The 20,450-nt window shown below is 61.0% G+C and carries 20 protein-coding genes; 11 read left to right on the top strand and 9 right to left on the bottom strand.

Features of this window, described 5'->3' with window-relative positions:
* The first annotated feature begins 79 nt into the window (after positions 1 to 79).
* The 3 genes from AC2YI2_RS25685 (at position 80) to AC2YI2_RS25675 (ending at position 3,276) form a co-directional block, all read left to right on the top strand.
* Positions 80 to 778, top strand: a complete 699-nt coding sequence (locus tag AC2YI2_RS25685; protein WP_487389361.1) for an AzlC family ABC transporter permease — start codon at positions 80 to 82, stop codon at positions 776 to 778.
* Positions 775 to 1,077, top strand: coding sequence for an AzlD family protein (locus AC2YI2_RS25680; RefSeq protein ID WP_487389360.1), 303 nt, complete (start codon positions 775 to 777; stop codon positions 1,075 to 1,077). The genes AC2YI2_RS25685 and AC2YI2_RS25680 overlap by 4 nt, the downstream gene beginning before the upstream one ends.
* A 255-nt stretch (positions 1,078 to 1,332) precedes the next feature.
* Complete coding sequence (locus tag AC2YI2_RS25675) at positions 1,333 to 3,276, top strand: putative bifunctional diguanylate cyclase/phosphodiesterase (RefSeq protein WP_487389359.1); 1,944 nt, start codon at positions 1,333 to 1,335, stop codon at positions 3,274 to 3,276.
* Between the two features lie 33 nt (positions 3,277 to 3,309).
* Here AC2YI2_RS25675 and AC2YI2_RS25670 read toward each other — a convergent pair whose 3' ends face one another.
* From AC2YI2_RS25670 to AC2YI2_RS25630, 9 genes are all read right to left on the bottom strand, one after another.
* Positions 3,310 to 4,809: a replicative DNA helicase gene (locus tag AC2YI2_RS25670; protein WP_487389436.1), complete on the bottom strand. Its 1,500-nt coding sequence runs from the start codon at positions 4,807 to 4,809 to the stop codon at positions 3,310 to 3,312.
* Positions 4,810 to 5,057: 248 nt separating this feature from the next.
* Positions 5,058 to 6,335 carry a cyclopropane fatty acid synthase gene (locus AC2YI2_RS25665; protein ID WP_487389358.1) on the bottom strand — a complete coding sequence of 426 codons (1,278 nt, stop codon included), beginning with the start codon at positions 6,333 to 6,335 and terminating at the stop codon, positions 5,058 to 5,060.
* A 319-nt stretch (positions 6,336 to 6,654) separates the two neighbouring features.
* Positions 6,655 to 7,230, bottom strand: coding sequence for a 50S ribosomal protein L9 (gene rplI, locus AC2YI2_RS25660; RefSeq protein ID WP_487389357.1), 576 nt, complete (start codon positions 7,228 to 7,230; stop codon positions 6,655 to 6,657).
* Between the two features lie 14 nt (positions 7,231 to 7,244).
* Positions 7,245 to 8,207, bottom strand: coding sequence for a YybS family protein (locus tag AC2YI2_RS25655; protein WP_487389356.1), 963 nt, complete (start codon positions 8,205 to 8,207; stop codon positions 7,245 to 7,247).
* 195 nt (positions 8,208 to 8,402) lie between these two features.
* Positions 8,403 to 8,657, bottom strand: coding sequence for a 30S ribosomal protein S18 (gene rpsR / locus AC2YI2_RS25650; RefSeq protein ID WP_487389355.1), 255 nt, complete (start codon positions 8,655 to 8,657; stop codon positions 8,403 to 8,405).
* 12 nt (positions 8,658 to 8,669) lie between these two features.
* Complete coding sequence (gene rpsF, locus AC2YI2_RS25645) at positions 8,670 to 9,113, bottom strand: 30S ribosomal protein S6 (RefSeq protein WP_487389354.1); 444 nt, start codon at positions 9,111 to 9,113, stop codon at positions 8,670 to 8,672.
* A 284-nt stretch (positions 9,114 to 9,397) separates the two neighbouring features.
* Positions 9,398 to 10,819 carry an ArnT family glycosyltransferase gene (locus AC2YI2_RS25640; protein ID WP_487389353.1) on the bottom strand — a complete coding sequence of 474 codons (1,422 nt, stop codon included), beginning with the start codon at positions 10,817 to 10,819 and terminating at the stop codon, positions 9,398 to 9,400.
* 112 nt (positions 10,820 to 10,931) lie between these two features.
* Complete coding sequence (locus tag AC2YI2_RS25635) at positions 10,932 to 11,870, bottom strand: hypothetical protein (protein WP_487389352.1); 939 nt, start codon at positions 11,868 to 11,870, stop codon at positions 10,932 to 10,934.
* 128 nt (positions 11,871 to 11,998) lie between these two features.
* Positions 11,999 to 13,045, bottom strand: coding sequence for an aldo/keto reductase (locus AC2YI2_RS25630; protein WP_487389351.1), 1,047 nt, complete (start codon positions 13,043 to 13,045; stop codon positions 11,999 to 12,001).
* A gap of 173 nt (positions 13,046 to 13,218) precedes the next feature.
* Here AC2YI2_RS25630 and fabD point away from each other — a divergent pair, with 173 nt between their 5' ends.
* The 8 genes from fabD to AC2YI2_RS25590 all read left to right on the top strand — a co-directional run bounded on the left by fabD (position 13,219) and on the right by AC2YI2_RS25590 (position 20,301).
* Positions 13,219 to 14,163, top strand: coding sequence for an ACP S-malonyltransferase (gene fabD / locus AC2YI2_RS25625; RefSeq protein ID WP_487389350.1), 945 nt, complete (start codon positions 13,219 to 13,221; stop codon positions 14,161 to 14,163).
* Positions 14,164 to 14,187: 24 nt separating this feature from the next.
* A complete protein-coding gene (fabG, locus tag AC2YI2_RS25620) occupies positions 14,188 to 14,925 on the top strand; it encodes a 3-oxoacyl-[acyl-carrier-protein] reductase (protein ID WP_487389349.1) in 738 nt (245 codons plus the stop codon).
* Between the two features lie 325 nt (positions 14,926 to 15,250).
* Complete coding sequence (locus tag AC2YI2_RS25615) at positions 15,251 to 15,487, top strand: acyl carrier protein (protein ID WP_487389348.1); 237 nt, start codon at positions 15,251 to 15,253, stop codon at positions 15,485 to 15,487.
* 117 nt (positions 15,488 to 15,604) lie between these two features.
* Positions 15,605 to 16,867: a beta-ketoacyl-ACP synthase II gene (gene fabF / locus AC2YI2_RS25610; RefSeq protein WP_487389347.1), complete on the top strand. Its 1,263-nt coding sequence runs from the start codon at positions 15,605 to 15,607 to the stop codon at positions 16,865 to 16,867.
* Positions 16,868 to 16,986: 119 nt separating this feature from the next.
* Positions 16,987 to 18,171 (top strand): endolytic transglycosylase MltG, encoded by a 1,185-nt coding sequence (mltG, locus tag AC2YI2_RS25605; RefSeq protein ID WP_487389346.1) that lies wholly within the window; start codon positions 16,987 to 16,989, stop codon positions 18,169 to 18,171.
* A gap of 43 nt (positions 18,172 to 18,214) precedes the next feature.
* Positions 18,215 to 19,105, top strand: coding sequence for a YicC/YloC family endoribonuclease (locus AC2YI2_RS25600; RefSeq protein WP_487389345.1), 891 nt, complete (start codon positions 18,215 to 18,217; stop codon positions 19,103 to 19,105).
* A 3-nt stretch (positions 19,106 to 19,108) separates the two neighbouring features.
* Complete coding sequence (gene gmk, locus AC2YI2_RS25595; protein ID WP_487389344.1) at positions 19,109 to 19,753, top strand: guanylate kinase; 645 nt, start codon at positions 19,109 to 19,111, stop codon at positions 19,751 to 19,753.
* Positions 19,753 to 20,301 (top strand): hypothetical protein, encoded by a 549-nt coding sequence (locus AC2YI2_RS25590; RefSeq protein WP_487389343.1) that lies wholly within the window; start codon positions 19,753 to 19,755, stop codon positions 20,299 to 20,301. The genes gmk and AC2YI2_RS25590 overlap by 1 nt, the downstream gene beginning before the upstream one ends.
* Positions 20,302 to 20,450 lie beyond the last annotated feature (149 nt).

Here is a 20,450-nt window from a genome sequence, read left to right as displayed (position 1 = left end):
TTTTCGGCGGTCGAGCACTTTCATTCAAGACCAGATGCGTCGGCATGCGTTATCCGAATGTCCAATCTTCGGAGGATGCATGAACTGGAAATCGGAATTTCTGGCCGGGTTGAAATCAATCGCCCCGGTCCTGGTGGCGGCCATGCCGATCGGCCTTGTCTTCGGCGCGGTCGCGGCCGGTAAGGGCCTCTCGCCGCTCGAGACGCTGCTCATGAGCGCGCTCGTCTTTGCCGGCGGCTCGCAATTCGTCGCGATGGACATCTGGACCCATCCGGCGAGCTGGACCACGCTCGGCTTCGCGGCCTTTCTCGTCAATATCCGTCACGTGCTGATGGGCGCCTCTCTCGGCCGCAAGATGGAGGCCTTCAAACCCTGGCAGAAATATGCCAGTGCCCTCGTCATGGCGGACGAGAATTGGGCGATGGCCGAGGCCCGAGCACGCAAGGCCCCGTTGACGCCGGCCTTCTTCGCCGGCCTGTCGGTGCTCTTCTATCTCAACTGGCTGGTCTGTAGCCTTGCCGGCGCGCTGCTCGGCGCCGTTCTCGGTGATCCGGCGCTGATCGGGCTCGATTTTGCCTTTCCCGCCGTCTTCATCGTGCTGGTCATGAGCTTCTGGAAAGGGCCAGCCACCGGGTTGGTGCTGCTCGCCAGCGCGCTTGCGTCAATCGCGGTCTATCTCACGGTGCCTGGCGCCTGGTACATCGCAGCGGGCGCGGCGGCCGGTCTCGTCGCAGCCTTTGGCGCCGGTCGCTTCAGAAAGGTGGCGGTGACACAATGACGCTCGATCTCAATACTTTCCTCGCCATCCTCGCCATGGCGGCCGCGACGATCCTGACCCGCGTCTCCGGGATATTCCTTCTCCGCTATCTCTCGATCGGCGAGGAGACGCGGGAGGCGCTCGACGCCATCCCGCCTGCCGTTCTGATGGCGGTCATCGCGCCGACCGCACTTGCAACCGGTTGGGCTGAAACCATTGCTTGTGCGATGACGGCTCTTGTAGCGCTCCGGTTGCCGTTGCTGCTGTCCGTCGCAGTCGGCGTGGCCACGGTGGTGGCATTAAGAATGGCGGCGCTTTGAAGGTTCGCACTCGCATGCAATTCCACTTACGCCGATGGGATTGCCTGTCATGAAACCGATCAGATCCCAACGTCCTTCCCACCGCTCGCAACTCTTCCGATCAGGCGGTTGCAGATTCGCCGCATGTTATGGGTAATTTAAGATCATTCGTCGTATTCTTTCCGGAATTGCAACCGGAGCGCTGCTTGGCGACGCGTTGCACGGCAAAATGCCTGTTGGTTGGGTGGGACGCGGTAGTTGATGACGAGAATTGTCGTGAGAAGCCTATTCAGGGAGGCCGTTCGGCTCTTTGTTGTCCCTAAGGACAACCCTGCGCTGACCGTTGCGCAGTACGATGCGTTTTCGAAACAAGTCCCCTTGATGTATGCCATCCTGTTGACCAACATGGTGGCCCTTGCGTCGACGCATGCGTCCGTGGCTCCGGCATGGCTCGTCTATTTTCTGCCAGGCGTCATGGGCGCGATCGGCTTCGGGCGAATGATCACCTGGCTGCGCTCGGCCAACAGGAAGGTCGACGCCGTCGAGGCTTATCGGAAGCTCTGGTCGACGAATCTTGTTACCGGCCCGATCACTGTGATCTTCACGGGTTGGGCGTTGATGCTGCTGCCCTATGGCGATGCGGCCCAGCGCAGCCACGTCGCCTTCTTCATGGCGATCACCGTCATCGGCTGCATCTTCTGCCTGATGCATCTGCGTTCTGCTGCGCTTGCGGTCACCGTGATCGTCAACGTGCCCTTCCTCGTGACCATGCTGATCATGGGCGGGCCGACCTTCATTGCGATGGGCGTCAATGTCATTCTCGTCACTATCGCGATGATCGCGATCCTGATGACGCATTATCGGGATTTCCGCCGGCTCAACGAATCTCGCTTGGCACTTCAGGCCCTGTCCGATGAAAATCTTCGGCTGGCAAATCTGGACAGCCTCACCTCGCTCCAGAACCGTCGCAGCTTCTTCCGCTCGCTCGAAGACCGCTTCAACCATGCCCGTATGGCGGGGGAAGCGCTGGTCGTCGGGGTCATCGATCTCGATGGCTTCAAGCCCGTCAACGACATGTATGGCCACGCGGCGGGCGACAAGGTTCTCGTGGAGATCGGCGACCGTCTATCGCGACATATGTCGGATCGGCTCTGCGTGTTCCGGATGGGCGGAGATGAATTCGGCGTCCTTTTCCAGGGCCCTGAGGGTGAGGCGGAGGTACACAAGCTGGGATCCGCGATCTGCGAAGCCATTTGTGAACCAATCAATATCGGCGGTGGAACCGTGCAGGTCACCGGTTCGATCGGCTTTGCGATCTTTCCCGATGTCGGCACGGATGGCCAAGCGCTCTACGAACGGGCCGACTATGCCCTCTACACCGCAAAGCGCCATCACCGCGCCGGCGTAGTTGTCTTCAATGCGCAGCAGGCAGGTGAGCTTTCCCGCCAGAAAGTGGTCGAGGACGCTATGGCGGCGGCTGACTTCAAGCGCGAACTCTCCATGGTCTATCAACCCATCGTCCACGCCGCGACCGGCCGCTGCGTCGCCTTCGAGGCGCTGGCGCGTTGGGAAAGCCCGCTGATCGGCAAGGTGTCGCCCGCCGAATTCGTGCCGGTGGCCGAGCATAGCGGCCGGATAACCATGATCACGCGGCTGCTGCTTGAACAGGCGCTTGAACAGGCCAAGACATGGCCCGAAGGCATGATATTGTCCTTCAATCTTTCCGCGCATGATCTCGTTTCAGCCGAGGGCATGCTGCGCATCGTCGGCATCGTCAGCGGCAGTGGGATCGACCCGGCGCGCATCGTCTTCGAGATCACCGAGACGGCCGTGATGCACGATTTCGACCAGGCGCAGGCTTCAGTCCAGCTGCTGCGGCGCTTGGGCTGCGGCGTTGCGCTCGACGACTTCGGCACAGGTTATTCGAGCCTGCACCATATCCACAAGCTGCCGCTCACAAAGATCAAGATCGACGGCAGCTTCGTCCGCGACATCCAGAACCAGCCGGCGAGCTTCAAGATCGTCAAGTCGCTGTTGACCCTTTGCGCCGACATGGAACTCGACGCCGTCGTCGAGGGCGTCGAGACATCCGCCGAACTTGCCGTGGTCCATGGCTTGGGTGCAGGCCTGGTTCAAGGCTATCATTTCTCCAAGCCGCTCAGCGCCGAAGATGCCATGCGCTATCTGGCTGAGCAGCCGACGCTGAGATTGATCGGCTGACGCAAGGCGGGCGGCATCGCCGCCGCCCTTTCCTCAATGCTCATACTGGGTGAAGCTCTGATCCGCGAGATCGGTGAACCGCGTGAATTCCGCCTGGAAGGCGAGTTTGACGGTGCCGGTCGGTCCATGGCGCTGCTTGGCGATGATCACGTCGGCTGTGCCCTTCACCTTGTCCATCTGCTGCTCCCATTCGGTGTATTTCGGATCGTCGGGATCGCGGGGTTCCATGTTCTTGACGTAATATTCCTCGCGGAACACAAAGAGCACCACGTCGGCGTCCTGTTCGATCGAACCGGATTCGCGCAGGTCGGAGAGCTGCGGGCGCTTGTCTTCGCGGCTTTCCACCTGACGTGACAGCTGGGAGAGCGCGATGATCGGCACGCCGAGTTCCTTGCCGAGCGCCTTGAGGCCCGTGGTGATCTCGGTGATTTCCTGCACGCGGTTCTCGCCGGCCTTCTTCGAGCCTGTCATCAGCTGGACGTAGTCGATGACCAGCACGTCGAGGCCGCGCTGGCGCTTGAGGCGACGGGCGCGGGCCGCGAGCTGGGCGATCGAGATACCACCGGTCTGGTCGATGAAGAGCGGGATCTTCTGCATCATCTGAGAGCAGGCGACGAGCTTTTCGAAATCGGCCTCGGTGATGTCGCCGCGACGGATCTTGGAGGACGACACTTCCGTCTGCTCCGAGATAATGCGGGTTGCGAGCTGTTCGGCCGACATTTCGAGCGAATAGAAGCCGACCACGCCGCCATTCTTCGGCTTGAAGGAGCCATCGGGCATCACTTCCGGCTCATAGGCTGCCGCGATATTGTAGGCGATGTTGGTGGCAAGCGACGTCTTGCCCATGCCGGGACGGCCGGCAAGGATGATCAAGTCCGATTTCTGCAGCCCGCCCATGCGGGCATCGAGCGCCTGAATGCCGGTTGAAACGCCCGAAAGATTGCCGTCGCGCTCGAAGGCGGCGCCCGCCATGTCGATCGCCTGGGCCACGGCGTCCGAAAAGGCCTGGAAGCCGCCGTCGTAGCGGCCGGTCTCGGCTAGTTCGAACAGGCGGCGCTCGGTGTCCTCGATCTGCGTCTGCGGCGGCATGTCCAGAGGCGCGTCGTAAGCGATGTTGACCATGTCCTCGCCGATGGTGATCAGCGAGCGGCGGAGCGCCAGATCGTAGATCGCCCGGCCATAGTCCTCCGCGTTGATGATCGTCACCGCCGAGCCCGCCAGAGCGGCGAGATATTGCGACACGCTCATCTCGCCCACCTTGTCATCGGCGGGCAGGAAGGTCTTGATCGTCACCGGATTGGCGATCTTGCCCATGCGGATAATGTCGCCCGCGACCTCATAGATGCGGCGATGCAGCGCCTCATTGAAGTGCACGGGCTTCAGGAAATCCGAGACGCGATAGAAGGCGTCATTGTTGACCAGGATTGCTCCCAGCAGCGCCTGTTCCGCTTCAAGGTTGCCGGGCGCCTCGCGATAATGCGGCGTCGCCTCAGTATTGCTGATGGCGGCTAGTTTCCGCGCAACATCCTTCATTGTCTGTCCCGTCATAGATCTGTCGTGATTCACCCGATCCTATAGACCGGGCCACTCCTAGACGCAGGGAAATCTTAACCAATCGTTGACTTTTGGACGATGTCCACAGTTTGGGGCAACGGTGGATAAGATTACCATTGACGCATCTTTCCATTGACTCGATTACGCCAAGCTTTCGGAACATATATAGAACAATGAAGCCTGCATGCAAAGATGCAGGCTTCTCAAAACGTTCGGCGAGAATCGGCCTATTCGGCCGCCTCGTGCGGGAAGCGGATCGAGCCGGCGTCGTTCTTCTTCTCGATCTGGCGCAGGCAGTTTTCCGCGTCCTGGATGTAGTCGCGGGTCAGCGGAACCGCCTGCTGGTCATGGGCGAGCTGGAACTGGAACACCACCAACCCCTGCCAGCGGAAGGCGCTTTCGGAAGAGGCGAGATAGAACTCCCAGATGCGGCAGAATTTCTCGTCGTAGAGTTTCTTGGCTTCTTCGCGCCGTGCCATGAAGCGCTCGCGCCAGGCCTTCAGCGTCTCGGCATAGTGCAACCGCAGCACCTCGACGTCGGTGATCGTGAGGCCAGAGCGCTCGATCGAGGTCATCACTTCCGACATCGACGGGATGTAGCCGCCGGGGAAGATGTATTTGTCGATGAACGGATTGGTCGCAGTTGGCACGTCGACACGGCCGATCGTGTGCATCAGCATCACGCCGTCCTTTTTCAGGAGCTGCGCCGACTTCTTGAAGTAGGTGTCGTAGTAGGGCCGGCCGACATGCTCGAACATTCCGACCGACACGATGCGGTCGAACTTCTCCTCGACATGGCGATAATCCTGGAGATCGAAGCGGATGTCGCCGTCGAGCCCGCCATCGCGCGCGCGCTTGCGGGCGATTGCGAGCTGTTCGTCCGACAACGTGACGCCCTTGACCTTGGCTCCCAGATTGCGCGCGAGATAAAGCCCCATGCCGCCCCAGCCACAACCGATGTCGAGCACAGAAAGGCCCGGGCGGTTCATGACCATCTTGGAGGCAATATGGCGTTTCTTGGCGAGTTGGGCCTCCTCGAGATCGGTTTCCGGCGTCTCGAAATAGGCGCAGGAATATTGCCGATCAGCATCGAGGAACAGGTCGTAGAGCTCGCCGGTCAGGTCGTAATGGTGCTGCACGTTCTTGCGCGCGCGCGATGTGACGTTGTTTTCCCGGAAGAAGCGGAATCCATAGCGGATCTTTGCGAGCAGCTTCATCCAGGGTTTGAATCGGAGCCCGCCATCCGGATTGCCGGTGAAAGCTGTCTTGAGCAGGTCGTACATGTCGCCCTCGACGATGTCGAGCATGCCTTCTGCGTAACAATGCCCCAGATAGAACTCGGGGTCGTAAGCGACGAGCCATTCGGCCTTCGAGGCGTTGAAACGAACGTGCACCGGCTTGCCAATGCCGCCGCCATACGTTCGCTTGGCTCCATTGGCGTAGGTGATGATGAGATGTCCTTGGCGGACGATTGAATGCAGAAAACGGTCCAGAATGCGGTTCATATGCCAGCTCCACGCATAACTACGTACAACTCACAGCAGGCCGGTGACCGATGCGTAATGGATGCGCACCGGGCGGTAAGCATGTCCAAAACATTAACAGAAGGTAAAATCTAACAAAGAATTGCCACTTTTCAATGGGGCTTGACTGGTCAAATGTTCAAGAATGCACATCTTCGCATTCAATTTTGTGATATGGTTAACATCGACGGGGCAAAACCCACCGACCACGCACCTCCCGAAAACGCCAAAAAAGCAAAAACGCCCCCGGAAAGTTCCCGGAGGCGTCTCAAAGAATGCGAAAATGACGAGCTGGATGCTCTTACATTTCTTCGCCCGGCTCCATTTCGCTGGCATCGAAGAAATCTTCCGGCTTCAGGGCATCTTCGTCGACACCGTAGATGGCGTCGGCCGAGGTCAGGCTCTCGCCCTTGGCCTGGCGGGCGGCTTCGTCGGCCGAGCGGGCGACGTTGAGCGAGATTTCGATCTCGACTTCGGCATGCAGGTGCAGCTTGATTTCATGCAGGCCGATCGTCTTGATCGGAGTGTTGAGGTCGACCTGGTTGCGACCGATGTTGAAGCCTTCGGCTTCGAGCGCCTCAACGATGTCGCGGGCTGCGACCGAGCCGTAAAGCTGGCCGGTTTCGCCGGCGGAGCGGACCATGACGAAGGACTTGCCTTCGAGCTTGTCGGCGATCTTCTGAGCTTCGGACTTGCGCTCGAGGTTGCGGGCTTCCAGCGTTGCACGCTCGGTCTCGAAACGCTTCTTGTTGGTTTCGTTGGCGCGCAGTGCCTTGCCGAGCGGCAGCAGGTAGTTACGGGCGTAGCCGTCCTTGACCTTCACGGTCTCGCCCATCTGGCCGAGCTTGTTGACGCGTTCGAGGAGAATGACTTGCATGACAGGAGTTCCTTTCAGTTCTTGGTTTCGGAAGTTTCATTGGGTTTATTCGGCGTGAGCGCGATGGCCCGACGCGGATTCGCAAGCCCACCCGCCAGTGCCACGAGCACCACGAGAGGGGGAATGATGAAGGTGATGATGTAGACAAGCACCAGCACCGGCAGCGCAAAGGTCTTGTCGCGCAGCGCATTGTGGATGACGGCGAAGCCCGCGAGCGTGAAGCCCGCACCGGTGGCACCGGCAAAGCTCGCGCCGATTATGCCGGCAGTACCGCCGATCAGCATCAGCGCGAGGCCGCCGAAGAAGACCACGACGGAGATGCGGCTCATGCGCAACGCCACGCGGATATCTTCCCGCGGACGAACGTTGCGTTTCATGGCCGCCAGGATCACCATTGCAAAATAGAAGCCGGCAAACAGCATGATCATGTTGCCGAAGCTCTGCGACACCGGGCCGAAGACCTTGAGCATCGAAAGCACCTCGGCCTTCTGCTCCGGCGTGATCACCATCTCGGGATTCGCCCCGCCGATGACTTCCACCGCGCGGTCGATCACGACCGAGTAGAGTGCGTCGACCGGCTGAAGGAGCAGCAGCGTGATGGCCGCAACCGCCGTGATCATGGCGCCGGCGAGAAGAATGTCCGACAGCGGATACCAGGCGAGTGCCTGGTCCGGCCCGCCGATCTCGCTCGCCGGACGGGCGAGCAGTGCAAGCTGGCTCATCACGGCCGCCGGCAGCAGCGTGATTGCGAAGATGAAGGTGGCGAAGACGGAAGACGTATAGACGCCGAGCGCGACAGCGGCCGTGGCAACCGCCACGAGGCCCGCGACGCGACCGAAACCGAGGCCAGCCATGAAAAGCGCGATCATGGCAACCAGCTGCGCAAAAAGCGGCATGCTGAGCGAACCGAGCGTGCCAATGGCAGCGACCAGTCCGGCAATGATGCCGATCACAACGGGGTTGGCAGTCTTGTTCATCAGGTCTCGCTGTCCTGTCCATTCAATCGAATGAAGCAGTTAGGGGAAGTTCCTGAGAAAAAGATTCAGGTCCCCAACATGGGATTTAGAGTTTTCCGATCCAGGCCCATCCTGGAAGGGAGGCGAAAGGCGATATTCGCCTTCCGCAGAGTCAGTTGCCGGAGAGCCATGCTCTCGCAACGAGTCAGTCGCCTATTAAGCGACGACGTAGGGCAGCAGGCCGAGGAAACGGGCGCGCTTGATGGCCTGGGCCAGTTCGCGCTGCTTCTTCTGGGAAACGGCCGTGATGCGGGACGGTACGATCTTGCCGCGCTCGGAAATGTAGCGCGACAGCAGCTTGACGTCCTTGTAGTCGATCCGCGGTGCGTTCTGGCCCGAGAAGGGGCAGGTCTTGCGGCGGCGATGGAACGGACGGCGTGCTCCGGCCGAAGCGGATGAAGTGTCAGCCATATCAGGATCTCCTTACGATTCGCGCGGACGGAACGGACGGTCGCCATCGCGGCGCGGCGGACGATCGCCACGGTCGCCATCACGACGCGGGAATGGACGGTCGCCATCTTCGCGGCGCGGACGGTCGTCGCGGTCGCGCTTCTGCATCATGGCAGACGGGCCTTCCTCGTGCTTTTCGACCTTGACGGTCATGAAGCGCAGGATGTCTTCGTTGAAGCGCTGCTGGCGCTCGACTTCCTGGATCGCTGCAGCCGGAGCGTCGACGTCCATGATGACGTAGAAGGCCTTGCGGTTCTTGTTGATGCGGTAGGTGAGGGACTTGAGGCCCCAATTCTCGATACGACCAACCTTGCCACCGAGGGATTCGATCACGCCCTTGTAGGTCTCGACGAGCGTGTCGACCTGCGGAGCGGCTATATCCTGCCGGGCAAGGAAAATGTGTTCATAGAGAGCCATGAAACATGTGCCTTTCTTGCGTTGCCATCAATCCCACCCGGTCACGGCGCCAAGCCTCAACGACTGATCCTGGAAGCGGCGATGCCGCGGCAAGAAAAGCGTTTATTTCGGTACGGTCGAGAGCGGAGACACGGGAAACCGGAACCCTCTGGTTCCTGACGGTCTCAATCGCGAGACCGGCCTTCCGTAAAGCCACCAGCCGACGGCCGGGTGTTTGATGAGGCCGGCTTATACAGTCAAATGCGGCAAAAGCAAGGGGTGGGGGCACATTCCCTCCCGCTCGCTCACTGCACCGGCAGGCAGGCAGCCGTGGTCCTGTAGAGATAGATCTGCTTTCCATCGAAGTGGCCGTGATCCGGCGTGATGGTCGCGACTTGTTGCGGGGGCTGCGCGGCGCAGGTCAATGGATCGCGCGTGAGGTAGGCCACGTCGCCACTAAGGTCTGCCGGTAGAGCAAAAAGTTGCTCGTAGTAGCTTCCGGGGAAGCCAGCCGGCGCGCGGGCATAGAACTTGAAAGAATCGCCCCGCAGCGTGTGGAAGAGGTCGGCCACCATGTCCCTGTTGTCGGTGACGATGACGGAGAGACCCGCCTTGCGGGCGGCGTCGGCGGCCCAGAGGCTGATCTCGCTGCGGCCGAGATGGCGTTTGAGCACGGGATTGCCGTTCGGCAGCGTCACCGCGTCCGGAAAGACCGTGATCAGCGGGAAGGCGATTGTCGCGAAGCCATTGAAGGCGAGCGAGATCCAGAGGCCGGTCTTCCAGCGGTCTCCAAGCCACCAGACGGCGAGAGGCACGCCCGCGACATAGCCGAGCGCTGCCCAGTTGGCATAGGCCTTGCCGGTCAGCGCCTGCAGCGTGATCAGCGCCACGACCGGCATCGAGAGCCAGAACAGGATTTTCTGCCAGGGCAGTGCCTTGCCGCCCAGCACGCCGAGACTGGCCCAGATGAGCGCGGCGAAGGTGACCGGGCCGATGACGCCGAACTGCGCGCCGAAGAATTCCAGCGCATTGCCGAAATCGAGATGCATGGTCGCCCATTCGGCGAGCTCGGTGGTGTGGCGCACCGTGGTCGCGTCGTGGAGCACATTCCAGATCAGGTTCGGCGAGGCGATCACCGCTGCGGCAATCGCGGAGACGAAGAAATCGCGCCAGCCGATGCGGGCTTCCCTGACCAGCAGAAGTGCCGCCAGACCGCCAGGCACCAGTAGCAGGACAGAATATTTCGACAGGAAGGCAAGTCCGAACGCGACGCCCATCAGCAGGGCAAGTCCCGCCGAGGCGCGACGAGTCAGGTCGATATAGGCCCAGAGCGTCACTGCCACGAAGAACAGCAGCAGCGTGTCGGTAGACATATAGACCGAGGCGAAGGCCACCGCAGGCGCCGTGACATAGGTGACGCCTGTCCAGCCGGCATAGGCTTCACCAGCGACGCGCCGTGCGCAGTCCATCAGTACCAGCGCGGTACCCATGTGGAAGAGAGGGCCGGCGAGGCGGATGAAGAAGGCGTCGTCCGAACCGGCAAGCGTCGTAAATGTCCGGATGACCCAGGCGATCATGGGTGGCTTGGAATAATAGCCGAGATCGAGATTCTCGCCCCAGAACCAGTACTGCGCCTCGTCGACGAACAGGTCGGTGCCATAGGGCAGGAGCGCGATGCGCCAGACCGTGACGGCGATGATCAGGAAGAGGGCAATTCTGGCATTCATTCGGCGAGGACCTTTCGCGGACGGCGCTCCTTATACAGAGGTGCCGCAAGGTTTGTGAACCTGCGAAAGAGGGACGAATTGCCGCCCGGCCGGAAATCGCCTCGGCGAGGGCCTATCGGATGCGCAGCACGTAGCTGCCGTTGTCCATGTCGAAGCTGAAGCTCGGGACCTTGCCCTCGAGCGCGCCCTTGTCGAAATTGATGGTCACCATGTCGGCGGAGTCCTTGACGCGGAGGACAAGGCGGTTATCCGACACAGCGATATCGAGGTCATCGGGTGTCAGCGCGGAGCCCGTCCCGGAGTTCTGCGGGTCGAAGATCGAGCTCGAGAGCCTGATGTCAGTGGCAGCATTGGTATTGACGACATCCTTGCCATCGCCGCGGATGAAGGACAGTTCGGTGACGCCGTCGCCGGTGCTGTTGATGGTGAAGCTGTCGTCGCCCGTACCACCGCTCGCGAAGATGCGCTTGCCCTCGATATAGAGCGTATCATTGCCGTCCCCGCCGGAAATCCCCAGCATGGCATTGGCGCTGATCTTGATCTCGTCATTGCCAGCACCACCAGACACCGTGTCAGCGAGGTCGCCGGCAATATGGATCTTGTCGTCGCCGTCGCCGCCATCGACATCGGCGAGATAGCCGGCGGCAAGATTGACCGTGTCGTTTCCGTCGCCGGCGTCGAGCGCTGCGAGGCTGCCCGCCTTGACTGTCACCGTGTCGTCGCCGGCCCCGGTGGATATCTGGAAGGCCGAAATCGCCTTCATGTCGATCTTGTCGGCTTCCTCCGTGCCTGTGGCATTCAGGATGTAGCCGTTGGATTCGTCGACCGAGGTCTGTTTTTCGCCGCCGCCATTCTCCATCTCCCAGATGAGCGAGACGATCTTGGCGAGCGCCCGGTCGGTCGCCGTGGTGCCCGTGGCGACATCGAAGGAGGGCGGCCGATAGGTGCTGGTAACCGGCGTGTCGACTTTCGCGGAACCGCTCTTGCCGAACAACTGATCGACATAGTCTCGCGCGCTCGTCGTGGCGTAATAGCTGTTGAGGCCGAACATACGCAAATTCGTGTGCCCATGCTTATGAAGGCATGGACTCGTCACGCTCCATCTTCGCAGCCGCCCTGCGGCCGGATGCAATTATCCGCCGCTAGAATATCGTGGCCGCGTTAGCGAAGCGTGAAGAATCAGATCGGCATTGGATGGTTTCGGATCACGGCCTTTAGGTCGCGCAGTACACCGTCGTCGAGGATTACATCCTTGGCGCCAATATTCGTCTTCAGCTGTTCCATGCTGGTCGCGCCGATGATGGCCGAGGTCATGAAAGGCCGAGTAAGGCAATAGGCCAGCGCCATCTGCGCCGGATCGAGGCCATGCTTGCGGGCGACTTCGACATGCTCGCGCACGGCGGGCTCCTGATGGCGGTTGAATCGGCCGCCGAGATCGCCATTGACGGTTATGCGTGAACCGGCGGGCTTGGCGCCGTCCACATATTTGCCGGTGAGCAGGCCGGCGGCGAGCGGCGAGTAGGCGAGCAGGCCGACATTTTCGTGGTGGCTGAGTTCGGCGAAATCGGCATCATGCGGCCGATAGAGCAGATTGTATTCGTTCTGCACGGAGGCGACGCGGGGCAGGCGGTGCTGTTCGGCGAGCTGCAGGAACTGCATCGTACCCCAGGCCGTCTCGTTGGACAGGCCGATGGCGCGGATCTTGCCGGCTTTCACGGCGTCGCCGAGCGCCTGGAGAATTTCCAGCAGATTGTCATGCACCTCAGCCTTCGCGGGCTGCTTCTCCGGATGATAGGTCCAGAGCTGGCGGAAGTGATAGTGGCCGCGATTGGGCCAATGCAGCTGGTAGAGGTCGATATAGTCAGTATCGAGCCGCTTGAGCGAAAGCTCGAGCGCTGCCTGGATTTCCTGCCGGTTGATCGGCCGGCCGCCGCGGATATAGGCGCGGCCGGGGCCGGAAATCTTGGTGGCCAGCACGATCCTGTCGCGATTGCCGCGCGCCTTCATCCATGTGCCGATGAATTTCTCGGTGTCGCCCTGCGTTGCATCGGACACCGGCGTGGTCGGATAGAGCTCCGCGGTATCGAAGAAGTTGACGCCCTGATCAAGCGCGTAGTCCATCTGTTCGTGGGCCTCGGCCTCGCTGTTCTGGCTGCCCCAGGTCATGGTACCCAGGCAAATCTCCGAGACCTTGATGCCGGTCCGGCCAAGTTCGTTGAAACGCATATGATGAAATCCCCAGATGAAGTCGCAGAAATCTAGGCCGATTTTGTTGCGGTGCAAGAGCAGTGCACGGCCAAAAAGCAGTTGTCTTCACGCTCGCCATGCTTGACAGCCTGCAAGATTGTGTGAATGGGAAGGCCAAAGATAAAGCCAAGACTAAAGATAGGGAGGCCGCGATGACGGTCGCATTCACCTTTCCGGGACAGGGCAGCCAGTCGGTTGGCATGGGCAAGGCGCTCGCCGACAGCTTTGCCGAAGCCCGCGCCGTGTTCGACGAGGTCGATGAGGCGCTCGGCGAGAAGCTCACCGACACCATGTGGAACGGTCCCGAGGAAGCGCTGACCCTTACCGCCAACGCCCAGCCGGCGCTGATGGCCGTCTCGATCGCAGCGATCCGGGTGATGGAAGCCCGCGGCCTCGACCTGAAATCCAAGGTCTCCTATGTCGCCGGCCATTCGCTCGGCGAATATTCGGCGCTCTGTGCCGCCGGCACCTTCTCGCTGGCCGATACCGCGCGGCTGCTCCGCATCCGCGGCAATGCCATGCAGGCAGCCGTTCCCGCTGGCAAGGGCGCGATGGCAGCGATCATCGGCCTTGAACAGACTGCGGTGCAAACCATCTGCGATTCCGTCGCGTCGCTCGGCGCCTGCCAGATCGCCAACGACAATGGCGGCGGCCAGCTTGTGATCTCCGGTGAGAAGGGGGCGGTCGAAAAGGCTGCTGAACTCGCCAAGGAACAGAAGGCGCTGCGCGCGATCCTGCTGCCGGTCTCCGCGCCCTTTCACTCCACGCTGATGGCCCCGGCCGCCGATGCCATGGCCGAGGCACTCGGCAAGGTCTCGGCCAAGAGCCCGATCGTGCCCCTCATCGCCAATGTCCGCGCGGCACCCGTCACCGATGCCTCCGAAATCGTCAAGCTGCTCGTCGAGCAGGTGACCGGCCAGGTGCGCTGGCGCGAAACGGTCGAGTGGTTCGCGAAGAACGGCGTGACCTCGCTTTACGAGATTGGTTCCGGCAAGGTGCTGACCGGCCTGGTGCGCCGCATCGATAAATCGCTGGCCGGCACCGCCGTCAACACGCCTGCCGACATCGAGGCCGCGCTCGCGGCGCTCAATGGTTGATTTCAATATTGAGGGATTAGCGACATGTTCGACCTGACCGGCCGCAAGGCACTTGTTACCGGAGCAACCGGCGGCATCGGCGAGGAAATCGCTCGCGCCTTGCATGCCCAGGGCGCCGTCATCGGCCTGCATGGCACCCGTCGCGAAAAGCTGGAAGCGCTTGCGGCCGAGCTCGGCGACCGCACCATGATCTTCACCGCCAACCTGTCCGACCGCGCCGCTGTCAAGGAACTGGCCAAGACGGCAGAAGCCGAACTCGGCGGCGTCGATATCCTAGTCAACAATGCCGGCATCACCAATGACGGACTGATGATGCGGATGAGCGACGAGGACTGGGACAAGGTCATCAACATTAACCTCAACGCCGCCTTCGTGCTGACGCGCGAGCTTTGCGGCCCGATGATGAAGCGCCGCTACGGCCGCGTCGTCAACATTTCCTCGGTGGTCGCCGCCATCGGCAATGCCGGCCAGGCGAACTACTGCGCCTCCAAGGCCGGCCTGGAAGGTTTCACCAAGGCATTTGCCTGCGAAGTCGCCTCGCGCAACATCATGGCCAATTGCGTCTCGCCGGGATTCATCGAAAGCGCGATGACCGAGAAGCTGAACGACAAGCAAAAGGAAACGCTTTTCGTGAAGATCCCGATGAAGCGCATGGGCCTGGGTAAGGAAGTGGCCGCCGCCGTCAGCTTCCTCGCCTCGGAGGAGTGTTCCTACATCACTGGCCACGTGCTGCACGTCAACGGCGGCATGGCGATGCTCTGACGAAACAAGGGCGGGTTTCGGTGTTGTTGAGATGGCGGCCAAAACGCGGCTCTCTCTCGGAGAGAAAAGCGTCGGAAAATGACACTTGGACAGCCGAGAATACCGCATTTTCAGGCTTTGCGCGGGAAATAAACCGTGTTAAGCCGCAGGAGACTGAGAGCAGTCTCTAGGGTGGGGCAACGGGGTAAAATCGGTTTAGACTGGATTTTGACCGGGTGAGCCTCTAGATGGAACTGCCGCTCTCGAGCCTATATGCGAGTAGCGGTGCAATTCGGGTAAGTCGCCGATCAAGGCGGACAAACAGACGAAGGTCGAGGAAACCGACATGAGCGATATCGCAGAACGCGTAAAGAAAATTGTGATTGATCATCTTGGCGTTGAAGCCGACAAGGTGACTGAAGCCGCCAGCTTCATCGATGATCTGGGCGCTGATTCTCTCGATACCGTCGAACTCGTGATGGCCTTCGAAGAAGAGTTCGGCGTTGAAATTCCGGACGATGCTGCTGACTCGATCCTGACGGTCGGCGACGCAGTGAAGTTCATCTCCAAGGCTCAGGCCTGATATTCCCGGTTTGGAGCTGCCGGGCGGGGCGTGAGCCGCAGCCCGGCAGTTTGCCGTCCACTCGGCAGTTTACTGTACGGATGCTTGAACGATAGTGAGTAGGGTGGAGAACGAGCCATGAGACGTGTTGTTGTCACGGGGCTTGGCATGCTGACCCCGCTTGGATGCGGCGTCGATGCCACCTGGGCGAATGCGCTCGCTGGCAAGAGCGGCGCCCGCAAGGTTACGGAATTCGAGGTCGAAGACCTGCCGGCGAAGATTGCCTGCAGGCTGCCGTTCGGTGACGGCTCCAACGGCACGTACAATGCCGATGACTGGATGGAGCCGAAGGACCAGCGCAAGGTCGATCCCTTCATTGTCTATGGCATGGCTGCGGCCGACATGGCGCTGGCCGATGCCAACTGGCATCCCGAGAGCGACGAGGACCAGATCGCGACCGGCGTTCTAATCGGCTCCGGCATTGGCGGCGTCGAAGGCATTGTCGAGGCGGGCTACACCCTCCGCGACAAGGGTCCGCGCCGCGTTTCTCCCTTTTTCATTCCTGGCCGTCTGATCAACCTGGTCTCGGGCCAGGTGTCGATCCGCCACAAGCTGCGCGGTCCGAACCACTCCGTCGTCACGGCCTGTTCGACCGGTGCGCATGCGATCGGCGATGCCGCACGCCTGATCGGGCTTGGCGATGCCGACGTCATGGTCGCCGGCGGTAGCGAATCGCCGGTAAGCCGCATCTCGCTGGCGGGCTTTGCCGCCTGCAAGGCGCTTTCGACGAGATTCAACGAAGAGCCCACGCGCGCCTCGCGCCCCTATGACAAGGACCGCGACGGCTTCGTCATGGGCGAGGGCGCCGGCATTGTGGTGCTCGAAGAACTCGAACATGCCAGGGCGCGTGGCGCCAAGATCTATGCCGAAGTCGTCGGTTACGGCCTGTCGGGCGATGCCTTCCACATCACCGCACCGTCGGAGAACGGCGAAGGCGCAGAGCGCTGCATGCGCATGGCACTGAAGCGTGCCGGCATGACGCCCGGCGATATCGACTACATCAATGCCCACGGCACATCGACCATGGCCGACACGATCGAGCTCGGCGCCGTCGAGCGCCTCGTCGGTGACGATGCTTCCAAGGTGTCGATGTCCTCGACCAAGTCGATGACCGGTCACCTGCTTGGTGCCGCCGGCGCGATCGAGGCAATCTTCTCGATTCTGGCCGTCCGCGACAATGTGGTGCCGCCGACCATCAACCTTGAAAATCCCGAGGTCGAGACCAAGATCGACCTGGTGCCCAACAAGGCACGCCAGCGCAAAGTCGATGTTGCGCTCTCCAATTCCTTCGGTTTCGGCGGAACGAACGCCTCCCTCGTTCTCCGTCGTCATCAGGATTGACAATCGTCGCCCCGGAAAGGACATTCCGGGGCATGTTGCCGTGCTCCGGTTTTGCCGCAATGCCGCTCAGATTGTCGGCTTAATCGGCCGTTGATTCAGTCCATGATCGAGGAATGCATTTGACCGACCCCAATTCCACGAGCGAAGGTCAGTTCGGCCGTCCGGTTCTTCCTGGCGACAGCCAGAAGCGGATCATCCCGCAATCGGCGAAGGATGCTCTGCGGCCCGAAAAGGTTCCTCTGCCGCCGCGCCGGTCACGCGAAGCCCGCAGCCAGCTCGTCATCTTCCTCAACTTCGTGATGACGATCCTCACCTTCCTGACCGTGGCGGCGGTCGCTTTGGTCTATTACGCATTCCGCGAATATCAGCAGCCCGGCCCGCTCCAGACCGATACGACCTTCCTCGTGCGCGAAGGAGCCGGCATTTCCGAGATCGCCGATGGGCTTGAGCGCAAGAATATCATCTCCAATTCGCGCGTCTTCAAGACCGTCACGAAGTTCCTGGGCGAGGACCAGAAGTCCCGCCACGGAGAATATGCCATCAAGGCGAATGCCTCGATGATGGAGATCATGGACATTCTCAAGTCCGGAAAGTCGATCCAGTATTCGGTGACGCTGCCTGAGGGCCTGACCGTCAAGCAGATGTTCAAGCGGATCGCGGCCGACCCCAATCTCGACGGCGACCTCCCGGCCGAGCTGCCGGCGGAGGGAACGCTCCGGCCCGATACCTACAAATTCACGCGCGGTAGCAAGCGCAGCGCGGTCCTCGCGCAGATGACCACCTCCCAGAGCCGCGTCCTCGACGAAGTATGGGAGAAGCGCGACAAGGACCTGCCGCTCGCTTCCAAGGAAGAGCTGCTCATCCTTGCCTCGATCGTCGAGAAGGAAACCGGCAAGGCCGACGAGCGACCGCAGGTCGCTTCGGTTTTCCTCAACCGCATCAAGAAGGGCATGCGCCTGCAGTCCGATCCGACCATCGTCTATGGGCTCTTCGGCGGCGACGGCAAGCCGGCGGAGCGTGAGTTGACCAAGGCCGATATCGAGAAGGAAACGCCTTACAACACCTACCGCATCGACGGCCTGCCGCCGACGCCGATCGCCAATCCTGGACGTGCTGCCCTTGAATCGGTCGCCAATCCGTCGCGGACCGACTATCTTTATTTCGTGGCTGACGGTTCCGGCGGGCACGCCTTCGCCACGACGCTCGACGAGCATAACGAGAACGTCAAGCGCTGGCGGAAATTCCAGGAAGACCAGAAGAAGGCTGCCGATCAACAGGATGGCGCCGAGACCCCGCAACCATAAGCGAGGGCCGGCGCACCTCGCTGCGCCATGAAGGGGAAAGTGAATGCCGCTGCAATCCATGACCGGATTTGCGCGCCTCGACGGCCGCACCGGACGGCACCAATGGGCGTGGGAACTTCGCTCTGTCAACGGCAAGGGGCTCGATCTCCGTCTGCGGTTGCCGCAGGGCTTTGAGCGGCTAGAGTCGGAGATCCGCCGCATTGCCTCGGCCCATTTCGCCCGCGGCAACATTCAGGTCGCTCTCAACATCCAAGCGGGCGAAACCAGGGTCGAAGCCGTCGTCAACCAGGCGGCGCTGCAGGCCGTGCTCGATCTCCGAAAGGATCTTGAAGGCAAGGTCGACCCCGCTCCGCTCCGCTTCGACACGCTGCTCGGCATTCGCGGCGTCGTCGATTTCCGTGATGTCGCCGACAATCCCGCTGAACTGGAAACGCTCGACCACGATATTCTCGCCGGCATTGAAAAGGCTTCGGCGGCGATGGCGGCGATGCGAGAGGCGGAGGGTGCAGCACTTGCTGCGGTGCTTCTTACCCAGGTCGCTGCAATCGAAAAGCTCACCAACATGGTAGAGGGCGATCCGTCGCGTTCGCCGGAGCAGATCCGGGCGCGGCTCGAAAGCCAGATTGCGGCCCTTCTCGACGGCACGTCCGGCTCGCTCGATCGTGACCGGCTCCATGGCGAAGTCGCTATCCTGGCGACCAAGGCCGACGTGCGCGAAGAGGTCGACCGGCTGAAGTCGCATATATCGGCCGCTCGCGATTTGCTCGCAAAGGGCGGGCCGGTTGGCCGCAAGCTCGATTTCCTCGCGCAAGAATTCAATCGCGAATCGAACACGATCTGTTCTAAATCCAATAGCGCGGCGGTGACCGCAGCGGGGATCGAGCTCAAGGTCGTCATCGACCAGTTTCGCGAGCAGGTGCAAAATCTGGAGTGATTGATGGCGACCGACAAGAGGTACGTGGAAATCGCGCGGCGTGGCTTGATGCTGGTGATTTCCTCGCCGTCCGGCGCAGGCAAATCCACCATCGCCCGCAATGTACTCGAGGCTGATCGCGACATGTCGCTCTCCGTCAGCGTGACGACGAGGGCGCGCCGGCCGTCGGAGATAGAGGGTGTCCACTATCATTTCGTCAGCCAGAAGGAATTTGAGCGGCTGAAGTCGAGCGACTCATTGCTCGAATGGGCCGAGGTCCACGGAAATTTCTACGGCACGCCGCGCGAACCGGTGGAGGTCGCCATGTCCGAAGGCCGTGACATGCTGTTCGATATCGATTGGCAGGGCGCCCAGCAACTGCAGGACAAGATGCCGGCTGACGTCGTCTCGATCTTCATCCTGCCCCCGACCATGGAAGAGCTGCAATCAAGGCTCAATCGTCGCGCCGAAGACTCCCCTGAAGTGATCGCCACACGCTTGAAGAATGCCCGCGAGGAAATCGCCCATTGGCGGGAATACGACTACGGTGTGATCAACGACGATCTCGACCGTGCCTTCGGCTCGGTGCGCGCTATCGTCGAGGCCGAACGCCTGCGGCGCGACCGCCGCCACGGCATGTTCGATTTCGTCAATACGCTGCTGGCGTGATGACCCTGGGCCGTCCATCGGCGCTGATTGGTGGTCTCACCGTGCGCCGGATCTTGGCGTATATGGTGTCCAAGAGCTGGGGAAAAGGCGTTTTGATCTGCACAGCAGTCTTGGGACTGTTCGGTCCGTTTGTCGCGATCCAAAATTATGGGGCTGAAAGCGCGGCGGTCGCTTTGGCCGGGAGGTCCGATAGCGGTGGCTCAATTTTGATTCCAGCGAGATGTGACGTTCCAGGTGCCGAACTGGGCAAAGATTTTGTAATCGCGGACGGCAGGGTGGTTCAAGGTCGCTCTCGTAGAAGCGCCTGCTTCTATTCCGTTTCCGCGTTCAAGCGCCTCTTTCCCGAGCGCTTCAAAAACGACGATCCGGCGACCTTTCGCGTGCAACAGCTCACGACGGGAATGAGACTGTTGTCGCCTTCCACAGCAAACGCAATAACCGGCTTCTTGTTTTCGATCTTCGGCCCGTTCCTGTTGATTGCGTTTGGAATGTTCAAGTCCGCGCTAGAATTGTATCGTGGAGGCTGGAACCCGGGTAACGATACATGAGCATCCACCTCGGAGCTTGGATCAGTTTCGGGATCGGGCAGATCGGTTGGACTTAGTATCCTTTTAAGATTCGGCTCGGCGTCTTAGCATCCATTTAGCAAGCGTCTTTGCGTCGCTCAGCATAGAAACCCCTCGACCGCTGGCGCCAG

The organism is Rhizobium sp. SRI_017, assembly GCF_057586295.1.
The sequence above is the reverse complement of the archived record's forward strand: the minus strand, read 5'-3'. Positions and strand labels throughout refer to the sequence as shown.

Bases quoted from the DNA above. Each gene is read 5' to 3' on its own strand.
- AC2YI2_RS25685 (WP_487389361.1), top strand. From the start codon at position 80: ATGAACTGGAAATCGGAATTTCTGGCCGGGTTGAAATCAATCGCCCCG.
- AC2YI2_RS25680 (WP_487389360.1), top strand. From the start codon at position 775: ATGACGCTCGATCTCAATACTTTCCTCGCCATCCTCGCCATGGCGGCC.
- AC2YI2_RS25670 (WP_487389436.1), bottom strand. From the start codon at position 4,809: ATGAAGGATGTTGCGCGGAAACTAGCCGCCATCAGCAATACTGAGGCG.
- AC2YI2_RS25665 (WP_487389358.1), bottom strand. From the start codon at position 6,335: ATGAACCGCATTCTGGACCGTTTTCTGCATTCAATCGTCCGCCAAGGA.
- rplI (WP_487389357.1), bottom strand. From the start codon at position 7,230: ATGCAAGTCATTCTCCTCGAACGCGTCAACAAGCTCGGCCAGATGGGC.
- AC2YI2_RS25655 (WP_487389356.1), bottom strand. From the start codon at position 8,207: ATGAACAAGACTGCCAACCCCGTTGTGATCGGCATCATTGCCGGACTG.
- rpsR (WP_487389355.1), bottom strand. From the start codon at position 8,657: ATGGCTGACACTTCATCCGCTTCGGCCGGAGCACGCCGTCCGTTCCAT.
- rpsF (WP_487389354.1), bottom strand. From the start codon at position 9,113: ATGGCTCTCTATGAACACATTTTCCTTGCCCGGCAGGATATAGCCGCT.
- AC2YI2_RS25640 (WP_487389353.1), bottom strand. From the start codon at position 10,819: ATGAATGCCAGAATTGCCCTCTTCCTGATCATCGCCGTCACGGTCTGG.
- AC2YI2_RS25635 (WP_487389352.1), bottom strand. From the start codon at position 11,870: ATGTTCGGCCTCAACAGCTATTACGCCACGACGAGCGCGCGAGACTAT.
- AC2YI2_RS25630 (WP_487389351.1), bottom strand. From the start codon at position 13,045: ATGCGTTTCAACGAACTTGGCCGGACCGGCATCAAGGTCTCGGAGATT.
- fabD (WP_487389350.1), top strand. From the start codon at position 13,219: ATGACGGTCGCATTCACCTTTCCGGGACAGGGCAGCCAGTCGGTTGGC.
- fabG (WP_487389349.1), top strand. From the start codon at position 14,188: ATGTTCGACCTGACCGGCCGCAAGGCACTTGTTACCGGAGCAACCGGC.
- AC2YI2_RS25615 (WP_487389348.1), top strand. From the start codon at position 15,251: ATGAGCGATATCGCAGAACGCGTAAAGAAAATTGTGATTGATCATCTT.
- fabF (WP_487389347.1), top strand. From the start codon at position 15,605: ATGAGACGTGTTGTTGTCACGGGGCTTGGCATGCTGACCCCGCTTGGA.
- AC2YI2_RS25600 (WP_487389345.1), top strand. From the start codon at position 18,215: ATGCCGCTGCAATCCATGACCGGATTTGCGCGCCTCGACGGCCGCACC.
- gmk (WP_487389344.1), top strand. From the start codon at position 19,109: ATGGCGACCGACAAGAGGTACGTGGAAATCGCGCGGCGTGGCTTGATG.
- AC2YI2_RS25590 (WP_487389343.1), top strand. From the start codon at position 19,753: ATGACCCTGGGCCGTCCATCGGCGCTGATTGGTGGTCTCACCGTGCGC.